A 15,821-nucleotide genomic window follows, 5' to 3' on the forward strand; every position below is an offset into this window, starting at 1 on the left:
GGCAGGAAATCATGTTCGGCAGAAGAGGCAACGATACGGGAAACAAGCCGGAAAGCGGAATGCGGTCGGCTGCGCTGAAACCTGCCACGCCTGCTGCAATGCCCGTGTCGGCCCAGTCGGCAGTCCAACCATCCCGTATGCAGGCAGCCGTCCCGACGACACAGGCCCGATCTCCCGCCCAGCCAGGTACACAGGGCCGCGAAAAGACCGAAAGTTACTACGACACCAAATCGCAGGTCTTCTCGGCGTTGATCGATACGATCGATCTGTCGCAACTCTCCCGCATGGCACCGGACGCCGCGCGTGAGGAAATCCGCGACATCGTCAACGACATCATCGCCATCAAGAATTTCGTCATGTCGATTGCCGAGCAGGAAGAGCTGCTTGATGACATCTGCAACGACGTATTGGGCTACGGCCCGCTGGAACCGCTTCTTTCCCGCGACGACATCGCCGATATCATGGTCAACGGTTCGCGCCGAACCTATATCGAAGTGGACGGCCTATTGCAGGAAACCGGTATCCGCTTCCGTGATAACCAGCAGCTTCTGAACATCTGCCAGCGTATCGTCAGTCAGGTCGGACGACGCGTCGACGAATCGAGCCCGATCTGCGACGCCCGCCTGCCAGACGGTTCGCGCGTCAACGTCATCGCGCCGCCCCTGTCGCTCGACGGCCCTACCCTGACGATCCGCAAATTCCGCAAGGACAAGCTTACACTCGACCAGCTGGTGCGTTTCGGTGCCATATCGAATGCCGGAGCGGAACTGCTGCAAATCATCAGCCGTGTGCGCTGCAATGTCATCATTTCGGGCGGCACCGGTTCGGGCAAGACCACGCTTCTGAACTGCCTGACACGCTATATCGACACGCACGAACGTATCATCACCTGCGAAGATTCAGCTGAACTGCAATTGCAGCAGCCGCATGTGGTGCGTCTGGAAACCCGCCCGCCCAATCTGGAAGGCGAAGGCGAAGTCACCATGCGCGATCTGGTGAAGAACTGCCTGCGCATGCGTCCTGAACGCATCATCGTCGGCGAAGTACGCGGTCCGGAGGTGTTCGATCTCCTGCAGGCCATGAACACCGGCCATGACGGTTCAATGGGCACGATCCATGCCAACAGCCCACGTGAATGCCTCAACCGTATGGAAGCCATGATCGCCATGGGCGGCTATGTGCTGCCGCAAAAGACCGTGCGCGAGATCATCGTCGGCTCGGTCGATATTATTATTCAGGCTGCACGCCTGCGCGACGGCACACGTCGTATCACCCACATCACCGAAGTGGTGGGACTGGAAGGCGATGTCATCACCACCCAGGATCTCGTTCTCTACGATATCAAGGGGGAAGATGCTTCTGGCCGCATTCTCGGAAGCCACAGCTCGACCGGCATCGGGCGTCCCGCCTTCTGGGAACGGGCACGCTACTATAATGAAGACAGCCGCCTTGCATCCGTGCTCGACAGCATGGAAAGGGCAGACGCATGATGGGATCCGGCGCCAGCATTATAATGTTCATCATGCTTGCCGTGATTGCCTGTGCGGCTTTGTTCTATGCACTTTTTTATGAAAAGCTCGGCAAGAAGGATCATGCGGCACGACGCTTCGAAACCGTGCGCAACAGCGGTTCGGAACGGGCGATAACGCGTAGCGAACGCGACAGAAACGCTGACATCCTGAAGCGCCGCAAACAGCTGCAGGACAATATCAAGGATCTGGAAGCGCGGCAGAAGCAACGCGAAAAGAACCAGAAATATCCGCCGCTCCGCATTCTTCTCGCACAGGCGGGATTAAATCTCACTTTGCGGAAATTCTACATCTATTCCGGTGTGGCTGCGTTTCTTGCAACATTCATCGCGCTGATCTTCGGCGCGCCGCTGCTTTTCCTGCCGGGCATCGCTATTGCCGGTTTCTTCGGCCTACCGCGCTGGTTCGTACTGCAAAAGCGCAAGCGGCGACTGAAGAAATTTCTCGAGGAGTTTCCCAACGCCCTTGATGTCATCGTACGTGCGACCCGGGCGGGCCTGCCACTCAATGACGGCCTGAGACTCATTGCGAGTGAGGCGGTGGAACCGGTCAAAAGCGAGTTCAAGAAGGTTGTCGAGGCACAGCAGATCGGGCTTTCGATCCCCGAAGCGGTCGGCAAGATGCCCGATTCCATGCCCTGCGCGGAAACCAACTTCTTCGCTATCGTCATCCAGATACAGGCACAGGCCGGCGGCAATCTCTCGGAAGCGCTCAACAATCTTTCAAAAGTTCTGCGCGACCGGAAGAAGATGAAAGCCAAGGTCAACGCTCTTTCCATGGAAGCTAAAGCATCCGCAGCGATCATCGGTGTCCTGCCCTTCATCGTTACGATTCTCGTCTATCTGACGAGCCCGCAATATATGACGCTGCTTTTCACGTCTTCGACCGGCCACATGCTTCTGGGCATTGCAGCCGTTTTAATGCTGACCGGCATCTTCATCATGAAGAACATGATCAATTTCGATATGTGAGGCACCGGACATGTTTTCTCTCCTCACACAAAAACTGACCGACCCGCAATTTCTCATCGGCGCTTTGATTACGGTTGCGGTTTTTGCGACCGTGGTGACGATCCTCATGCCGGTTCTGAGCGGCACCGCGCTCAAATCGCGCATGAAATCCGTCGCAACCGAGCGCGAGGCCATTCGCTCGCGTGAGCGCGCCCGTCTTGCAGCGGAAAGCGACCGCCGTAACAGCTTGCGTCATCAGCAAAAGCAGGGCATTCGCGAATTCGTCGAAAAGCTCGACCTCAAACGGGCGCTTGCCGACGAAAAGACGATTGCTTCGCTCAGGCAGGCAGGTTTTCGAGGCCAGAACCCCCTCAACATCTTTCTATTCCTGCGCTTTGTGCTGCCTTTCGGTGCGATGGTAGTTGCTGCCGTCTACATTTTTATGCTCGGCGTGCTTGCCGATCAAACGTTCTTCGTTCGCTTGCTTGTTTGCATTTTCGCCGGCTATGCAGGCTTCTATGCGCCCAATCTCTATGTTTCGAACAAGGCGACCAAACGCAAGCAATCCATTCGCCGCGCATGGCCGGATGCACTTGACCTGATGCTGATCTGCGTCGAATCGGGCATGTCCACGGAAGCTGCCTTTCGCCGGGTGGCCGATGAAATCGGCATTCAGTCCGTCGAGCTTGCGGAAGAACTGATGCTGACCAATGCCGAGCTTTCCTTCCTGCCGGAACGTCGGCAAGCCTATGAAAATCTCGCCAATCGCACGGGACTGGACCCGGTGAAGTCGGTGACGCAGGCACTGATTCAGGCAGAACGTTACGGCACGCCCGTCGCGCAGGCGTTGCGCACGCTTTCTCAGGAAAGCCGCGATCTGCGTTTGCTGGAAGCCGAAAAGAAGGCTGCGGCCTTGCCGCCGAAACTCACCGTGCCGATGATCGTGTTCTTCCTGCCCGTGCTCTTTATCGTTATCCTCGGCCCGGCTTTCATCCAGATTTCGGCGCAGGGCGGATTGTTCGGCGGCAACTGATTTAAGAGATTTCAGCTCTTCGGCTTATCCTTGAGCATGTTCCAGGAATTCTGCTGGGCCAACATGGAGCGGAGATAATCCGTATTCGCCTTGGCCTGTTGCGGAGAAATCTCGCGTGCGGCAATCGCTTCAGCTTCCTGAAAACGCCCCTGCAGGCCGACTGAAAGGGCCAGGTTCTGACGCACACGACTGTCCGCACCGGGCGCGGCTGCAGCCTGCTTGAAATAGGTTTCCGCCGTTCGCGCATCACCGGCCAGAAGATAAGACATCCCCATATTGGAGATGATGGACGGTTCATTCGGCTGAAGCTGCAGCGCTTTCTGATAGGTCGCGCGGGCTTCTTCCTTCCGGCCCATCTGGTCGAGAATGGCGCCTTCTGCGGAAACCAGTTTCCAGTCGGGATAGGCCGGGTTCTGTGCACGGCGAATGGCATCAAGCGCGCCGTCGAATTGGCCAGCACCGGCAAGCGCCTTGCCGTAAGCCGCAAGAACGGCCTGATCCTTCGGATAGACGATGGCGAGCGCCCGCATCACGGCCAATGCCTGATCGTTTCGTCCAAGCCGCGCCAGCACATTGGCATAGTTGAGCGCTGTCTGGCGATCCTTCGGATTGCGTTCGTATTGGGCGCCGAGCCGTCCGGCCATGGCTGCAAGCTGCGCGTCGTTCATGTGATCGAAAGTGGCGACCGTTGCCGCGCGGCGTACCGAACCGGTCGTGGTCCGGTCGACCGATGTACAGCCGGAAAGTACAAGTGCCGAAAGAATGCAGGCGAAGCCAAGACGTGTTGCGATAGCGTCTTTTCGAACGATGTTCAGCATCCCGCCTCTCCTGCTAAAGCGCATCGCGCATCCAGCATGCTTTAGTCACCCTCAAGCCCAATTCCTGCTAAATCAATAATCTGTTAACCCTAATGATTGGTTAATAAAGCGATTGCGGTTTCTGTTTCCGCACGGCAATAATCGCGCTATCTGTCTGTTTTGGCGCGCATCTTATCCGAAAACCGTTTCACACTTTTCGGGATGCGCTATCTGTCTGTTTTATGGACTTCCGACAAAATCCCATGCGCTTTTGCCGGACATCACCTACTGGTCAGAAAGAGCATCATGTCTGTCGAACTTCTTTCCCGAAAATCCGAACAAAGCCGCCCGATCTGGTTTACGCCGAAAGGCGGACTGGAAACTTCCGGCCTTCCAGCCGATGCAATCGCATGGGCCAGGGCCAATGGCTTTGACGGCGAAGCCGGGCGCGTACTCGTTGTTCCGGGTGCAGGTGGATCGGTGTCGGGTGCGTTCTTTGGAATCGGAGACGAGGAAAAGGGCAGCCAGTCGCAACTCCTTGCCGGAAAGCTCGCCCGCAGTCTTCCGGAAGGAGACTGGCATATTGAGGGCGCGGTCGATGAGGCAGCGCTTGCCGTTCTGGGCTTCCTGATGGGCGGCTATAGTTTTACGCGTTATCGCAATGCAAACGGCAAGGCGATCCGTATCGCCCTGCCCAATGGTGTGGACGAAGCGGAAATCCGCCGCATCGCCGATGCGGTCACACTGGTGCGCGATCTCATCAACACACCGACCAACGATATGGGGCCGGATGCTCTCGAAAATGCCGCTCGCGAACTGGCGAAGAGATACAAGGCCGAAATTGCCGTCACCGAAGGTGATGCACTTCTGGAGAAGAATTTTCCCATGATCCATGCAGTCGGTCGTGCCGGTGCCATTGCACCGCGCCTGATCGATCTCAGCTGGGGCAAGGCAGGCGATCCGAAAATCACGCTGGTCGGCAAGGGCGTCTGCTTCGACACCGGCGGTCTCGACATCAAACCGGCAAACGGCATGCTATTGATGAAGAAGGACATGGGTGGAGCCGCCAATGTGCTGGGCCTCGCCTCCATGATTATGGATGCGCAATTGCCGGTGCGGCTGCGCGTGCTGATCCCGGCAGTGGAGAATTCGATTGCCGGTAATGCCTTCCGTCCAGGAGACGTCTTGCAAAGCCGCAAGGGCCTGACCGTCGAAATCGGCAATACCGATGCGGAAGGCCGGCTGGTTCTTGCCGACGCACTTGCGCTTGCCGATGAAGAAGAACCTGCACTTCTGATCGACATGGCGACGCTGACAGGGGCTGCTCGTGTCGCGCTCGGCCCCGACCTGCCACCATTCTACACGCATGATGACGGACTTGCCGCTTCGATTGCGCAAAGCGCGGATGCCACGGCAGACCCGCTATGGCGCATGCCGCTTTGGAAGCCTTATGCGCAAAAACTGTCCTCACGGATCGCCGATATCAACAATGTCACCACCGACGGCTTTGCTGGCTCGGTGACGGCTGCGCTCTTCCTCAGCAAATTTGTCGAAAAGGCTCAAAGCTGGGCGCATTTCGACATTTTTGGCTGGGCGCCGGTCGAAAAGCCCGCTTCGCAGGTCGGCGGAGAGGCACAGGCCATCCGCGCTCTTTACCAGTTTTTGAAGGAACGCTACCCGGCTCGCTGAATCCACTTGCCTGAAACGCCGAAAGCAGATTGAATAAAACGGTTCCGAAACAATCCCCTTTTTGGTGGAGCCGGATGCCGATTGAGCTGAAGCCGTTGCAGGCGCTGACATTGCTGAGAACCCTGTCGCTGGAACAGGTGCGTGACGAGATGCCCGATCTCACCACGCGACAGGCAGCCATTCTCCTCACCATCTATCTGGAGCCCCCGCCGCATACCGTGCGGGGACTTGCAGCAAAACTCAACGTCACCAAGCCGGTCATTACCCGCGCGCTCGACACGATGGGCGCGCTTGAGTTCGTCTCCCGGCATCGTGATGAAAAAGACCGGCGAAATGTGCTAATAAAGCGGACGGTCGCCGGTGCACTTTATGTTGAAAGACTGGGTGATCTGGTGATCGCCAAAGCCAGGGAGTTACCACTTTGACCATGCTCGACCGCCGCCTCAACGCCTATCGACCCGACCTAGCAGATGAGCGGCTGTCCGGCCAGGTGGAAGCGGCGCGTTTTACCGCCGGAACACCGATGCAGGTTTCCGCACCCGTTGTCGATCTGCGTGCCGAACCGCGTATGGATAGCGGACCGCAAACACAGATGATTTTCGGTGATCGCGTCCGCGTCTACGAAGAAATGGACGGCTGGTCGTGGGTGCAGGCAGAACGTGACGGCTATACGGGTTACGTCTCCTCTGCCGCGCTGGAGCAGCCCGCTGGAACCGAAACACACTTGGTCATCGTGCCACGCACCTTCGTTTATCCCGGCTCCGATCTCCGCTTTCCGCACACAAAGGCCCTGTCGCTCGGCTCATGCGTGCGCATTGTCGGCGCGGCCGAGACGCGCGGCACAAAATATGCGCTTCTGGAAAGCGGCGAAGCGCTGATCGCAAGCCATCTTGCACCGGTGGGCGAACATGCAGCAGACTATGTGGCGGTCGCCGAAACGCTTCTTCACACGCCCTATCTGTGGGGCGGCACATCGGGCTTCGGCATCGACTGCTCCGGCCTTGTGCAACTGTCCATGTGGGTAGCAGGCCGCAAGGTGCTGCGCGATTCGGACATGCAGCAGAACACGCTTGGCGAGATTATCGAGCCTGATGCGGCCTATTCGAACCTGAAGCGCGGCGATCTTGTGTTCTGGAAGGGCCATGTCGCCATCTGCGCCTCGCCCGACATGCTGATCCATGCGAGCGGTCATACGATGACGGTAACGCTGGAACCGCTACAGGATGCCATCAAGCGAATTGCCTACCTCTATGATCTGCCGACACTCATCCGCAGACCCTAACTCGTAGATGCTCCAAAAGAGAGCGGGACTTATGAAGGGAAAGACGACATTGACGATAGCTGCGTTGCTGATCGGCTTTGCTTTGTCTTTTCCTTCCCCCGTTTCGACTGAGAGAATTGCGCGCATGACCATTCCCGCATCCCCTGCCGCCTTTGCCGAAGTCAATGGCATCCAGATGTACTACCGGATCATCGGTAAGGGACCGCCGATCCTGCTTATTCCCGGCGGCCTGTCCGACCAGCATGTGTGGGATGCACAGCTTCCGATTCTTGCGCGTCACCACACCGTAATCGTTGCTGATAGCCGCGGACAGGGGCACTCCACCCGCACCGAAGATCCCATCACCTATGGATTAATGGCCGACGATTATGTGTCGCTGCTTGATTATCTGCAAATCGACAAGGTTGACCTTGTCGGCTGGAGCGATGGCGGCATTATCGGCCTCGATATCGCCATGCGTTATCCTGAACGGCTGAAAAGCCTGTTCGCGCAGGCGGCGAACGTCACGCCAGATGGCAATACCGGTTATGCCGAGGCTCGCGCCGCAGGAAAGCCGATACCGGAACTGCGCCACTATGAGAGCATCGACAAGGAAATCCAGGCACTCTGGGCAAATGAACCGAACTATACCGACGAGGAACTGTCGGATATTCGCGTGCGCACCGCGATTGTCATCGGCGACCGCGATACGGCCATCACGCGCGAACATACGGAATTCATCGCCAGTCAGATACCTGGCGCCCAGCTGATTGTCCTGCCCGATGCCGGGCATGGCGTCCCTATCGAAAATCCGCGCCTCTATGCACATACAGTCCTGCGTTTCATCGATGGAAAGGACGCCGAAGAAATGAAAACTGCGAGCCGGAAAAGTTAAACCCGGTTCGGCAATACGCGGTCGGGCGGGCGATGTCCGTCGACAAAAGCCTTGATATTGATGATGACCTTGTCGCCCATATCGATGCGGCCTTCCATGGTGGCCGAACCCATATGCGGCAGCAGGACAACCTTGCCTTTTTCGGCAAGCGCCAGCAGGCGGGGATTAACCGCCGGTTCGTTCTCGAACACGTCCAGCCCCGCGCCGGCAAGCTTGCCCTGCTCGATCAGCTCGATCAGCGCATTCTCATCGATGATCTGGCCGCGTGCCGTGTTGACCATATAGGCTGTCGGCTGCATCAGCGCGATGCGGCGTGCGGACAGCAGATGGAATGTGGCAGGCGTCGAAGGGCAGTTGACCGAGATGATATCCATCCGGGCCAGCATCTGGTCGAGACTATCCCAATAGGTCGCCTCCAGCTCTTCCTCGACCTGCGGATTGACGCGCTTGCGGTTGTGATAGTGAATGGAAAGTCCGAAAGCCTTGGCGCGGCGGGCGACCGCCGTACCGATGCGTCCCATGCCGACAATCCCGAGGCGTTTGCCCCAGATGCGCCGTCCGAGCATCCAGGTCGGCGACCATCCCGGCCATTGCCCATGGCGCTCGCCCAGCACATTGGCACCTTCAACCAGGCGTCTTGGCACCGACAGGAGCAGCGCCAGGGTCATGTCGGCAGTGTCCTCGGTCAGGACATTCGGCGTATTGGTAACGGTGATTCCGCGCTTTGCGGCTGCGGCGACATCGATATTGTCCACGCCATTGCCGAAATTTGCGATCAGCTTGAGATTGGGGCCAGCCTGTTCAATCGCTGCTGCATCGATGACGTCCGTGATGCAAGGCACCAGAACGTCCGCTTCCTTCATCGCAGCGATAATTTCCGGCTGATTCATGCGGTGGTCGTCTATGTTCAGACGCGCATCAAACAGTTCCCGCATTCGGGTTTCCACTGGGTCCGGCAGTTTTCGCGTAAGAACGACCAGCGGTTTCTTCTTGTTCGACATCTCCACCCCATCGTTGAGCAAAGCCCCTGGAACTGCCCGTATTGTAATCAACTGGCAGGGCACGCTCCAAGAAATTTCCTGCACATTTCCAGCGGAAAACCGACTCCCACTTTTCCCGAAAATGCGTTAACCGAAGCTTCATGTTGAGACCTCCTTAACCAAGGCGGTGCAATATGGGATATTGCTTCGGCTGAACATCTCTATCAAGGCGAAGCGGCAAAGACAAAGAAAAACCGGAAACTTCAGGTGTCTCTTGGAAAGTCTGCAACGACTTTCTAAAAAGATGCATTTAAAATCAAATGATTAGGTCGCATCTCCATCTGTTGTACACATATGGATTCACGATCTGAAAACAGGACGGAAACGTCGCCTCGCAGCCCCCGTAAACTGCCGAAGCTACTACCGTTCTGCCGTGACAGGACGGCGAGAGGTCGCAGTTTGTACAGAGTACTTTCGCAACGCTTTTGGATAGCCACGCTTGGCTTTCTGGCATTTTTCCTCATTCTGGCGCCGCTTGGCGCTTCGAACAGACATGCCGCACAGGCTGTAGAGCCTGCAGGCACCACTGTCGGCGCAAGCGGGCTTCCGGTGCCGCGTTTCGTCAGCCTTAAACCCGCGCGCGTCAATCTGCGCATCGGACCGGGACGTGATTATGCGGTTTCATGGCTTTTCATGAAGGCCGGACTGCCCGTCGAGATCATCCAGGAATATGACAACTGGCGCCGTATCCGCGATGCGGATGGCACGGAAGGCTGGGTCTATCAGTCGCTGCTTTCCGGCAAGCGAACCGCTATCACGGCGCCCTGGCTCAAGAACGATCAGGGTTCGATGATCAATATGCGCCGCGATGCAAGCGATGCATCGGGACTTGCTGCCGAAATCGAGCCCGGCGTGGTTGGAACGGTGCGCGAATGCACCGGTCAATGGTGCCGGGTGGATATGGGCGGCGTCCGCGGCTGGATCAAGCAATCGGATCTGTGGGGCGTATATCCAGGCGAAGCCTTCGACTGACTTCGCCCAAGCGGAGCGAAAATCGCCCCGCTTTCACTTCGGAGTATCACCAGGCAGGCGCTACCGATCCCTTGAACGTCGTGGCGATGAATTCCTTCACTTCATCACTGTGATAGGAGGCGATCAGGGCTTTCACCCAATCCGCATCCTTGTCGGCGGTGCGAACCACGAGAATATTGACGTAGGGCGCTTTCTCGCCTTCTCGCACCAGCGGATCGGTTGCCGGGTTCAGGCCAGCTTCCATCGCATAATTGGTGTTGATGACGGCAGCATCGACGTCTTCCATCGAACGCGGAAGCTGTGCCGCATCGAGTTCAACGAATTTCAAGTTCTTCGGATTTTCCACGATATCGATGGCGCTGACCTTCAATCCCTTGGTCGGGTCGATTTTGATAATCCCGTTTTCGGCAAGCACCAGCAAAGCGCGACCGCCATTGGTCGGATCATTGGGGATTGCAATCGTCGCACCGTCGGCCAGCTCCGAAATGTTCTTCAGCTTCTTCGAATACAACCCCATCGGAAAGTTGACAGTCTCCGCAACGCTCACAATATCGAAGCCACGATCAGCCACCTGATTGTCGAGATAGGGCTTGTGCTGGAAGGAGTTGGCTTCCAATGCGCCATCCGCAAGCGCCATGTTCGGAATGACATAATCCGAGAATTCCTGAATATCGATTTCAAGACCGTTCTTTCCGGCGACTTCCTTCACCTTTTCCATGATCTGGGCGTGCGGCCCCGGCGTCACTCCGATCCGGACCGTCTTTGCAAAGGCGCTGCCAGCGGTAAACAGGGCAAGAATGGTCGCGGCGACAAATAGCTTACGCATGATATCTCCTTGAAATAAGCCCGGCTGGGCTTGGGAGGCTAGCCAGCCAGGATTGCAGAACTTCGCCCCTTTTCAGCCCCTTATGGTCCAATAGGCAACAAAAAAGCGGCCATGGCCGCTTTCTTTTATTCCCGACTGAAAGGGGAGGCTCGCTACTGGTCCCGTTTATTGGCCCTTGCGGCGCAGGCGGACGATGATATCCACATTGACGATTTCCATGCCATGCGGAGCATCCGGCATGTTGGCAACCGTGGGCTGGCCCCTTTCGCCATGTGGAATATCGAACACAACATTTTCCCCTTCGAGGAAGAAATGCTGGTGGTCCGAGATATTCGTATCGAAATAGGTCTTAGAGCCCTCAACCGCGATAATACGCAGCATACCGGCTTCCGTGAACTGGTGGAGCGTATTGTAAACCGTCGCCAGAGACACCGGCACATCGGCCATGACGGCCTCTTCGTGCAGGTCTTCCGCAGACAGATGGCGATCGCCCTGGGCGAAGATCAGGCTCGCAAGCGCAACGCGCTGCCGCGTCGGACGCAGGCCCGCGCGGCGGAGCTGCTCTTCCATCGAGACCGTCGAGTGGGTATGTGAAGACTGCATATTCACCGTTGGTTCCGTCACAAGCTTGTTGCAAAATCATCAATCGTCAAACGGGCTGTTGCCCATTGCATACTGACATTGATATATGCCGTTGCGAAATAAGTATCAATAGCCTTGGGAATTGGCCGGTTTTTCGGATAAAACCCCAGATAAACCCAATGCATGATTTTACTGCCGGAAACAGTCTGTGGTAGGGATGTTCCGGTGAAACCCACAACCGGGCCGGATTGCCGGTCGATACAGAATGAACCTCAAGGGAGGCGTAATGGCAGAACAGAAATCAAGCTATGGGTATGAAGAGCTCCTGGCCTGCGCACGCGGCGAGATGTTCGGCCCCGGCAATGCTCAGCTTCCCCTGCCTCCGATGCTGATGGTCCATCGCATCACAGATATTTCCGAAACCGGCGGTGAGTTCGACAAGGGCTATATCCGCGCCGAATATGATGTGCGCCCCGACGACTGGTATTTCCCGTGCCATTTCATGGGCAATCCGATCATGCCGGGCTGCCTTGGCCTCGACGGCATGTGGCAGCTGACCGGTTTCTTCCTCGGCTGGCTCGGAGAGCCGGGCCGCGGCATGGCGCTTTCCACCGGTGAAGTGAAGTTCAAGGGCATGGTGCGTCCGCATACCAAGCTTCTCGAATACGGCATCGATTTCAAGCGCGTCATGCGTGGCCGCCTCGTGCTAGGCACGGCTGATGGCTGGCTGAAAGCCGATGGCGAAACCATCTACCGGGCGTCTGACCTGCGCGTCGGCCTGTCGAAGGACAGCGAGGGCCAGTAAGGCACCTCAATCATCATCATCCACGAGCGCGACTGCAAAAAAGTAAACAGTTTTCATGCGGCCGCGCTCAAAACATGCGAAGATCGCACCTATGTAACCGCGAACAGGCGGCAGTCCGCATGACGGACACGTCGCTCACGGATCAGGTGTAAAGGAGAACGCGATGCGGCGTGTGGTCGTAACGGGTATGGGGATCGTATCCTCGATTGGTAACAACACCGAAGAGGTCACGGCTTCGCTGCGTGAAGCAAAGTCCGGCATCTCCCGCGCTGAGGAATATGCCGAGCTTGGCTTCCGTTGTCAGGTGCACGGCGCTCCGAATATCGACGTCGAAGCACTGGTTGATCGTCGTGCGATGCGCTTCCATGGCCGTGGCACGGCCTGGAACCATATTGCGATGGATCAGGCCATTGCGGATGCGGGACTTTCCGACGAGGAGGTCTCCAACGACCGCACCGGCATCATTATGGGCTCCGGTGGTCCTTCAACCCGCACCATTGTCGATTCTGCCGACATCACCCGCGAAAAAGGCCCGAAGCGCGTCGGCCCATTTGCCGTGCCAAAAGCCATGAGTTCAACGGCTTCCGCGACGCTGGCGACCTTCTTCAAGATCAAGGGCATCAACTATTCGATCTCCTCGGCCTGTGCGACGTCCAACCATTGCATCGGCAATGCGTTCGAAATGATTCAGTATGGCAAGCAGGACCGCATGTTTGCTGGCGGCTGCGAAGATCTTGACTGGACGCTTTCGGTCCTGTTCGACGCCATGGGCGCCATGTCGTCGAAATTTAACGATACGCCATCCACGGCATCCCGCGCCTATGACAAGAACCGCGACGGCTTCGTGATCGCAGGCGGCGCCGGTGTTTTGGTGCTGGAGGACCTCGAAACCGCGCTGGCCCGCGGTGCCAAGATTTACGGCGAGATCGTTGGTTATGGCGCAACCTCCGACGGCTACGACATGGTCGCTCCGTCAGGCGAAGGCGCGATCCGCTGCATGAAGATGGCGCTTTCGACCGTCAAGACCAAGATCGACTACATCAACCCGCACGCAACCTCGACGCCAGCTGGCGACGCGCCGGAAATCGACGCCATTCGCCAGGTCTTCGGCTCGGGCGACGCCTGCCCGCCGATCGCCGCGACCAAGTCGCTTACCGGCCACTCGCTGGGTGCAACCGGCGTACAGGAAGCGATCTATTCGCTTTTGATGATGCAGAACAATTTCATTTGCGAAAGCGCACATATCGAAGAACTGGACCCTGCCTTCGCGGACATGCCTATCGTTCGCAAGCGCATTGACAACGCTCAGCTCAACACCGTGCTCTCCAACTCCTTCGGATTTGGCGGCACCAATGCGACGCTGGTTTTCCAGCGCTACCAGGGCTGAGGGAGAGGGAAAATATGGAAGGTTTGATGAAGGGCAAACGCGGCCTCATCATGGGGGTCGCGAATAATCACTCACTCGCCTGGGGAATTTCAAAGCAACTCGCAGCACAAGGCGCAGAACTGGCCTTCACCTATCAAGGTGATGCGCTCGGCAAGCGTGTAAAGCCACTTGCTGAACAGGTTGGTTCCGATTTCGTACTGCCTTGCGATGTGGAAGATATCGAGTCCGTTGACGCGGTCTTTGCTGAAATCGAAAAGAAGTGGGGCAAGCTCGATTTCATCGTTCATGCCATCGGCTTCTCCGACAAGACCGAACTGAAGGGTCGCTACGCAGACGTCACCACGCGCGAAAATTTCAGCCGCACCATGGTGATTTCCGCCTACTCCTTCACGGAAATGGCACAACGCGCTGAAAAGCTCATGAAGGACGGCGGCTCGATCCTGACGCTGACCTATGGCGGCTCGACCCGTACGATTCCGAACTACAACGTCATGGGTGTCGCCAAGGCGGCGCTTGAAGCCATGGTTCGTTATCTTGCAGCCGATTATGGTCCGCAGGGCATCCGCGTCAACGCTATTTCGGCGGGGCCGGTGCGCACGCTGGCTGGTGCCGGTATTGGCGATGCACGCGCAATCTTCAGCTATCAGCGCCGTAACTCACCGCTACGCCGTACCGTCGATATTGATGACGTGGGCAAATCGGCAGTCTATCTGCTGTCCGACCTTTCCAGCGGCGTCACCGGCGAAATCCATTATGTGGATTCGGGCTACAATATCGTCTCCATGCCGACGCTCGAAGAATTGAAAAGTTCTGACGCGGAACGCGGCGAGTAAGCGTTCCAGAATTGAAAAAGCCGCCCTTCGGGGCGGCATTTTTATTTACTTCTTCGCATCGAATATCTTGAAACCATTCGCCTCTTCGAGAAGCGTCACGTTCTTGAACAGTCCCTTGAGGGTCGTTTCATACGGCAATTGACGGTTCGCGACCATCAGCAGACGCCCGCCGGGCTTGAGCCGGGATGCGGCGGCGGCAATGAACGCCTGACCAAGTGACACATCCGTAACCCGTCCCTCGTGAAACGGCGGATTCATGATCACTGTGTCGTAGATGCCCGCCATCTTTTCGCTCGTCACATCGAACCAGTTGAAACCAATCGGAACCGATGCCCCTAACCGTTCGAGATTGCCGCGTGCGGCCTCCAGCGCCTCGTAATCGGCTTCATAGAGGTCAATCGACGTGATGCGATCCGCAAACTTCAGACATTGCGCGGCGAGATACCCCCAGCCAGCACCAAGATCGGCAACGTTGCCGAAAACGATCTTCTCCATATGCGGCACGAGCAATGCCGAACCTTTATCGATCACGCCGTGCGAAAACATTCCGGGTTCGGTCCGGAACACGTCGTCAATATCGGTCGCAAGCGGTTTCAAAGCTGTGATGAAATCATCGGTAAGATCGGCAGGACGCCTGAGCCAGAACACCACTGCATGGTTCTTCGACATGCGGTCGCTGATCTCGGCAATATTGCCGACCCATTTGCGAAAACTGTCGATGCCGAGCTTCTTGTCGCCGGACACGGCAATCCACCCCCCCGGCTCAACACGCGCCAGAAGCTCCGCAAACCACGCCTCATTGCGTCCGCGATGTTTTCCGAGCAGGAGTAGCCCGCCGGAAAAATGGTTCTTCTCACCCAGCTCAAACGTCAATCTGGGTACTGCCTTGAAGCCTTCCTTTTCCAGCGCCAGCCAATCAGGGCGCCAAGGTTGCAGGACGGTCAGCGCCCGTTTCCATTCGTCTTCAAGACGTCGGTCTGCAGAAAGACCGCAGACAAGGAAGGGCTGGCCCTCTTCAGGCATATCCAGAATGTCCTGATCGAAGGGGAGAAAGAGAGTTTGTTGTGCCGGTGTGATCATGGGTCCATCCATGGTCTTGAAATGATTCACGTGCAACAAAAAAAAAGCGCGCCCTTAAGGCGCGCTTCAGGCTGCTGACAAACCCGTTGATATTTTTCGGCGGGTTTTGTTTTTTAGGAGGGGCCGCGTTTTGCGACAGCGT

17 protein-coding genes are annotated in these 15,821 nt (G+C 57.1%); 11 read left to right on the forward strand and 6 right to left on the reverse strand.

Annotation, left to right across the window (positions count from 1 at the left end; all coding sequences use genetic code 11):
* Positions 1–11 precede the first annotated feature (11 nt).
* Genes JNC70_RS03395 through JNC70_RS03405 form a run of 3 tightly spaced genes read left to right on the forward strand, consistent with a single transcriptional unit; the run spans position 12 to position 3,512 of the window.
* On the forward strand, positions 12–1,490 hold the full coding sequence (locus tag JNC70_RS03395; protein WP_104756633.1) for a TadA family conjugal transfer-associated ATPase: 1,479 nt from the start codon (positions 12–14) through the stop codon (positions 1,488–1,490).
* Positions 1,487–2,500: a type II secretion system F family protein gene (locus tag JNC70_RS03400; protein WP_104756634.1), complete on the forward strand. Its 1,014-nt coding sequence runs from the start codon at positions 1,487–1,489 to the stop codon at positions 2,498–2,500. Before JNC70_RS03395 ends, JNC70_RS03400 begins: the two co-directional genes overlap by 4 nt.
* A gap of 10 nt (positions 2,501–2,510) precedes the next feature.
* On the forward strand, positions 2,511–3,512 hold the full coding sequence (locus JNC70_RS03405; RefSeq protein WP_104756635.1) for a type II secretion system F family protein: 1,002 nt from the start codon (positions 2,511–2,513) through the stop codon (positions 3,510–3,512).
* A gap of 11 nt (positions 3,513–3,523) precedes the next feature.
* On the opposite strand, the gene JNC70_RS03410 is transcribed toward JNC70_RS03405, so the two are convergent.
* Entirely contained in the window at positions 3,524–4,330 is an 807-nt protein-coding gene (locus JNC70_RS03410) for a tetratricopeptide repeat protein (RefSeq protein ID WP_104756636.1), read from the reverse strand.
* A 285-nt stretch (positions 4,331–4,615) separates the two neighbouring features.
* Here JNC70_RS03410 and JNC70_RS03415 point away from each other — a divergent pair, with 285 nt between their 5' ends.
* The 4 genes from JNC70_RS03415 (at position 4,616) to JNC70_RS03430 (ending at position 8,154) form a co-directional block, all read left to right on the forward strand.
* Positions 4,616–5,998, forward strand: coding sequence for a leucyl aminopeptidase family protein (locus tag JNC70_RS03415; RefSeq protein ID WP_104756654.1), 1,383 nt, complete (start codon positions 4,616–4,618; stop codon positions 5,996–5,998).
* Between the two features lie 74 nt (positions 5,999–6,072).
* Entirely contained in the window at positions 6,073–6,423 is a 351-nt protein-coding gene (locus JNC70_RS03420) for a MarR family transcriptional regulator (RefSeq protein ID WP_104756637.1), read from the forward strand.
* 2 nt (positions 6,424–6,425) lie between these two features.
* A complete protein-coding gene (locus tag JNC70_RS03425; RefSeq protein WP_208623479.1) occupies positions 6,426–7,280 on the forward strand; it encodes a C40 family peptidase in 855 nt (284 codons plus the stop codon).
* A 31-nt stretch (positions 7,281–7,311) separates the two neighbouring features.
* On the forward strand, positions 7,312–8,154 hold the full coding sequence (locus JNC70_RS03430; protein ID WP_104756639.1) for an alpha/beta fold hydrolase: 843 nt from the start codon (positions 7,312–7,314) through the stop codon (positions 8,152–8,154).
* Here the strand turns inward: JNC70_RS03430 and JNC70_RS03435 are convergent.
* Positions 8,151–9,155, reverse strand: a complete 1,005-nt coding sequence (locus JNC70_RS03435) for a 2-hydroxyacid dehydrogenase (protein WP_061344689.1) — start codon at positions 9,153–9,155, stop codon at positions 8,151–8,153. The genes JNC70_RS03430 and JNC70_RS03435 overlap by 4 nt on opposite strands.
* Before the next feature lie 438 nt (positions 9,156–9,593).
* Here JNC70_RS03435 and JNC70_RS03440 point away from each other — a divergent pair, with 438 nt between their 5' ends.
* Positions 9,594–10,166 (forward strand): SH3 domain-containing protein, encoded by a 573-nt coding sequence (locus JNC70_RS03440; RefSeq protein WP_104756641.1) that lies wholly within the window; start codon positions 9,594–9,596, stop codon positions 10,164–10,166.
* Positions 10,167–10,212: 46 nt separating this feature from the next.
* On the opposite strand, the gene JNC70_RS03445 is transcribed toward JNC70_RS03440, so the two are convergent.
* The gene (locus JNC70_RS03445; protein WP_104756642.1) at positions 10,213–10,992 is read right to left on the reverse strand and encodes a MetQ/NlpA family ABC transporter substrate-binding protein; all 780 of its coding nucleotides are present in this window, start codon (positions 10,990–10,992) and stop codon (positions 10,213–10,215) included.
* Positions 10,993–11,157: 165 nt separating this feature from the next.
* The gene (gene irrA / locus JNC70_RS03450; protein WP_061345208.1) at positions 11,158–11,595 is read right to left on the reverse strand and encodes an iron response transcriptional regulator IrrA; all 438 of its coding nucleotides are present in this window, start codon (positions 11,593–11,595) and stop codon (positions 11,158–11,160) included.
* A gap of 265 nt (positions 11,596–11,860) precedes the next feature.
* Between irrA and fabA the strand changes: the two genes are divergently transcribed.
* The 3 genes from fabA to fabI all read left to right on the forward strand — a co-directional run bounded on the left by fabA (position 11,861) and on the right by fabI (position 14,599).
* The gene (gene fabA, locus JNC70_RS03455) at positions 11,861–12,379 is read left to right on the forward strand and encodes a 3-hydroxyacyl-[acyl-carrier-protein] dehydratase FabA (RefSeq protein WP_010657784.1); all 519 of its coding nucleotides are present in this window, start codon (positions 11,861–11,863) and stop codon (positions 12,377–12,379) included.
* Between the two features lie 163 nt (positions 12,380–12,542).
* Complete coding sequence (fabB, locus tag JNC70_RS03460; protein ID WP_104756643.1) at positions 12,543–13,766, forward strand: beta-ketoacyl-ACP synthase I; 1,224 nt, start codon at positions 12,543–12,545, stop codon at positions 13,764–13,766.
* A 14-nt stretch (positions 13,767–13,780) separates the two neighbouring features.
* Positions 13,781–14,599, forward strand: a complete 819-nt coding sequence (gene fabI, locus JNC70_RS03465; protein WP_104756644.1) for an enoyl-ACP reductase FabI — start codon at positions 13,781–13,783, stop codon at positions 14,597–14,599.
* A 45-nt stretch (positions 14,600–14,644) separates the two neighbouring features.
* Here the strand turns inward: fabI and JNC70_RS03470 are convergent, their stop codons facing one another.
* On the reverse strand, positions 14,645–15,679 hold the full coding sequence (locus tag JNC70_RS03470; RefSeq protein WP_104756645.1) for a class I SAM-dependent methyltransferase: 1,035 nt from the start codon (positions 15,677–15,679) through the stop codon (positions 14,645–14,647).
* Positions 15,615–15,821, reverse strand: a 207-nt coding sequence (locus JNC70_RS03475) for a hypothetical protein (RefSeq protein ID WP_374788543.1), incomplete at its 5' end; no start/stop codon positions are given. The genes JNC70_RS03475 and JNC70_RS03470, both read right to left, overlap by 65 nt.

It is taken from the genome of Brucella oryzae, assembly GCF_041929965.1.
Classification (GTDB): domain Bacteria; phylum Pseudomonadota; class Alphaproteobacteria; order Rhizobiales; family Rhizobiaceae; genus Brucella; species Brucella oryzae.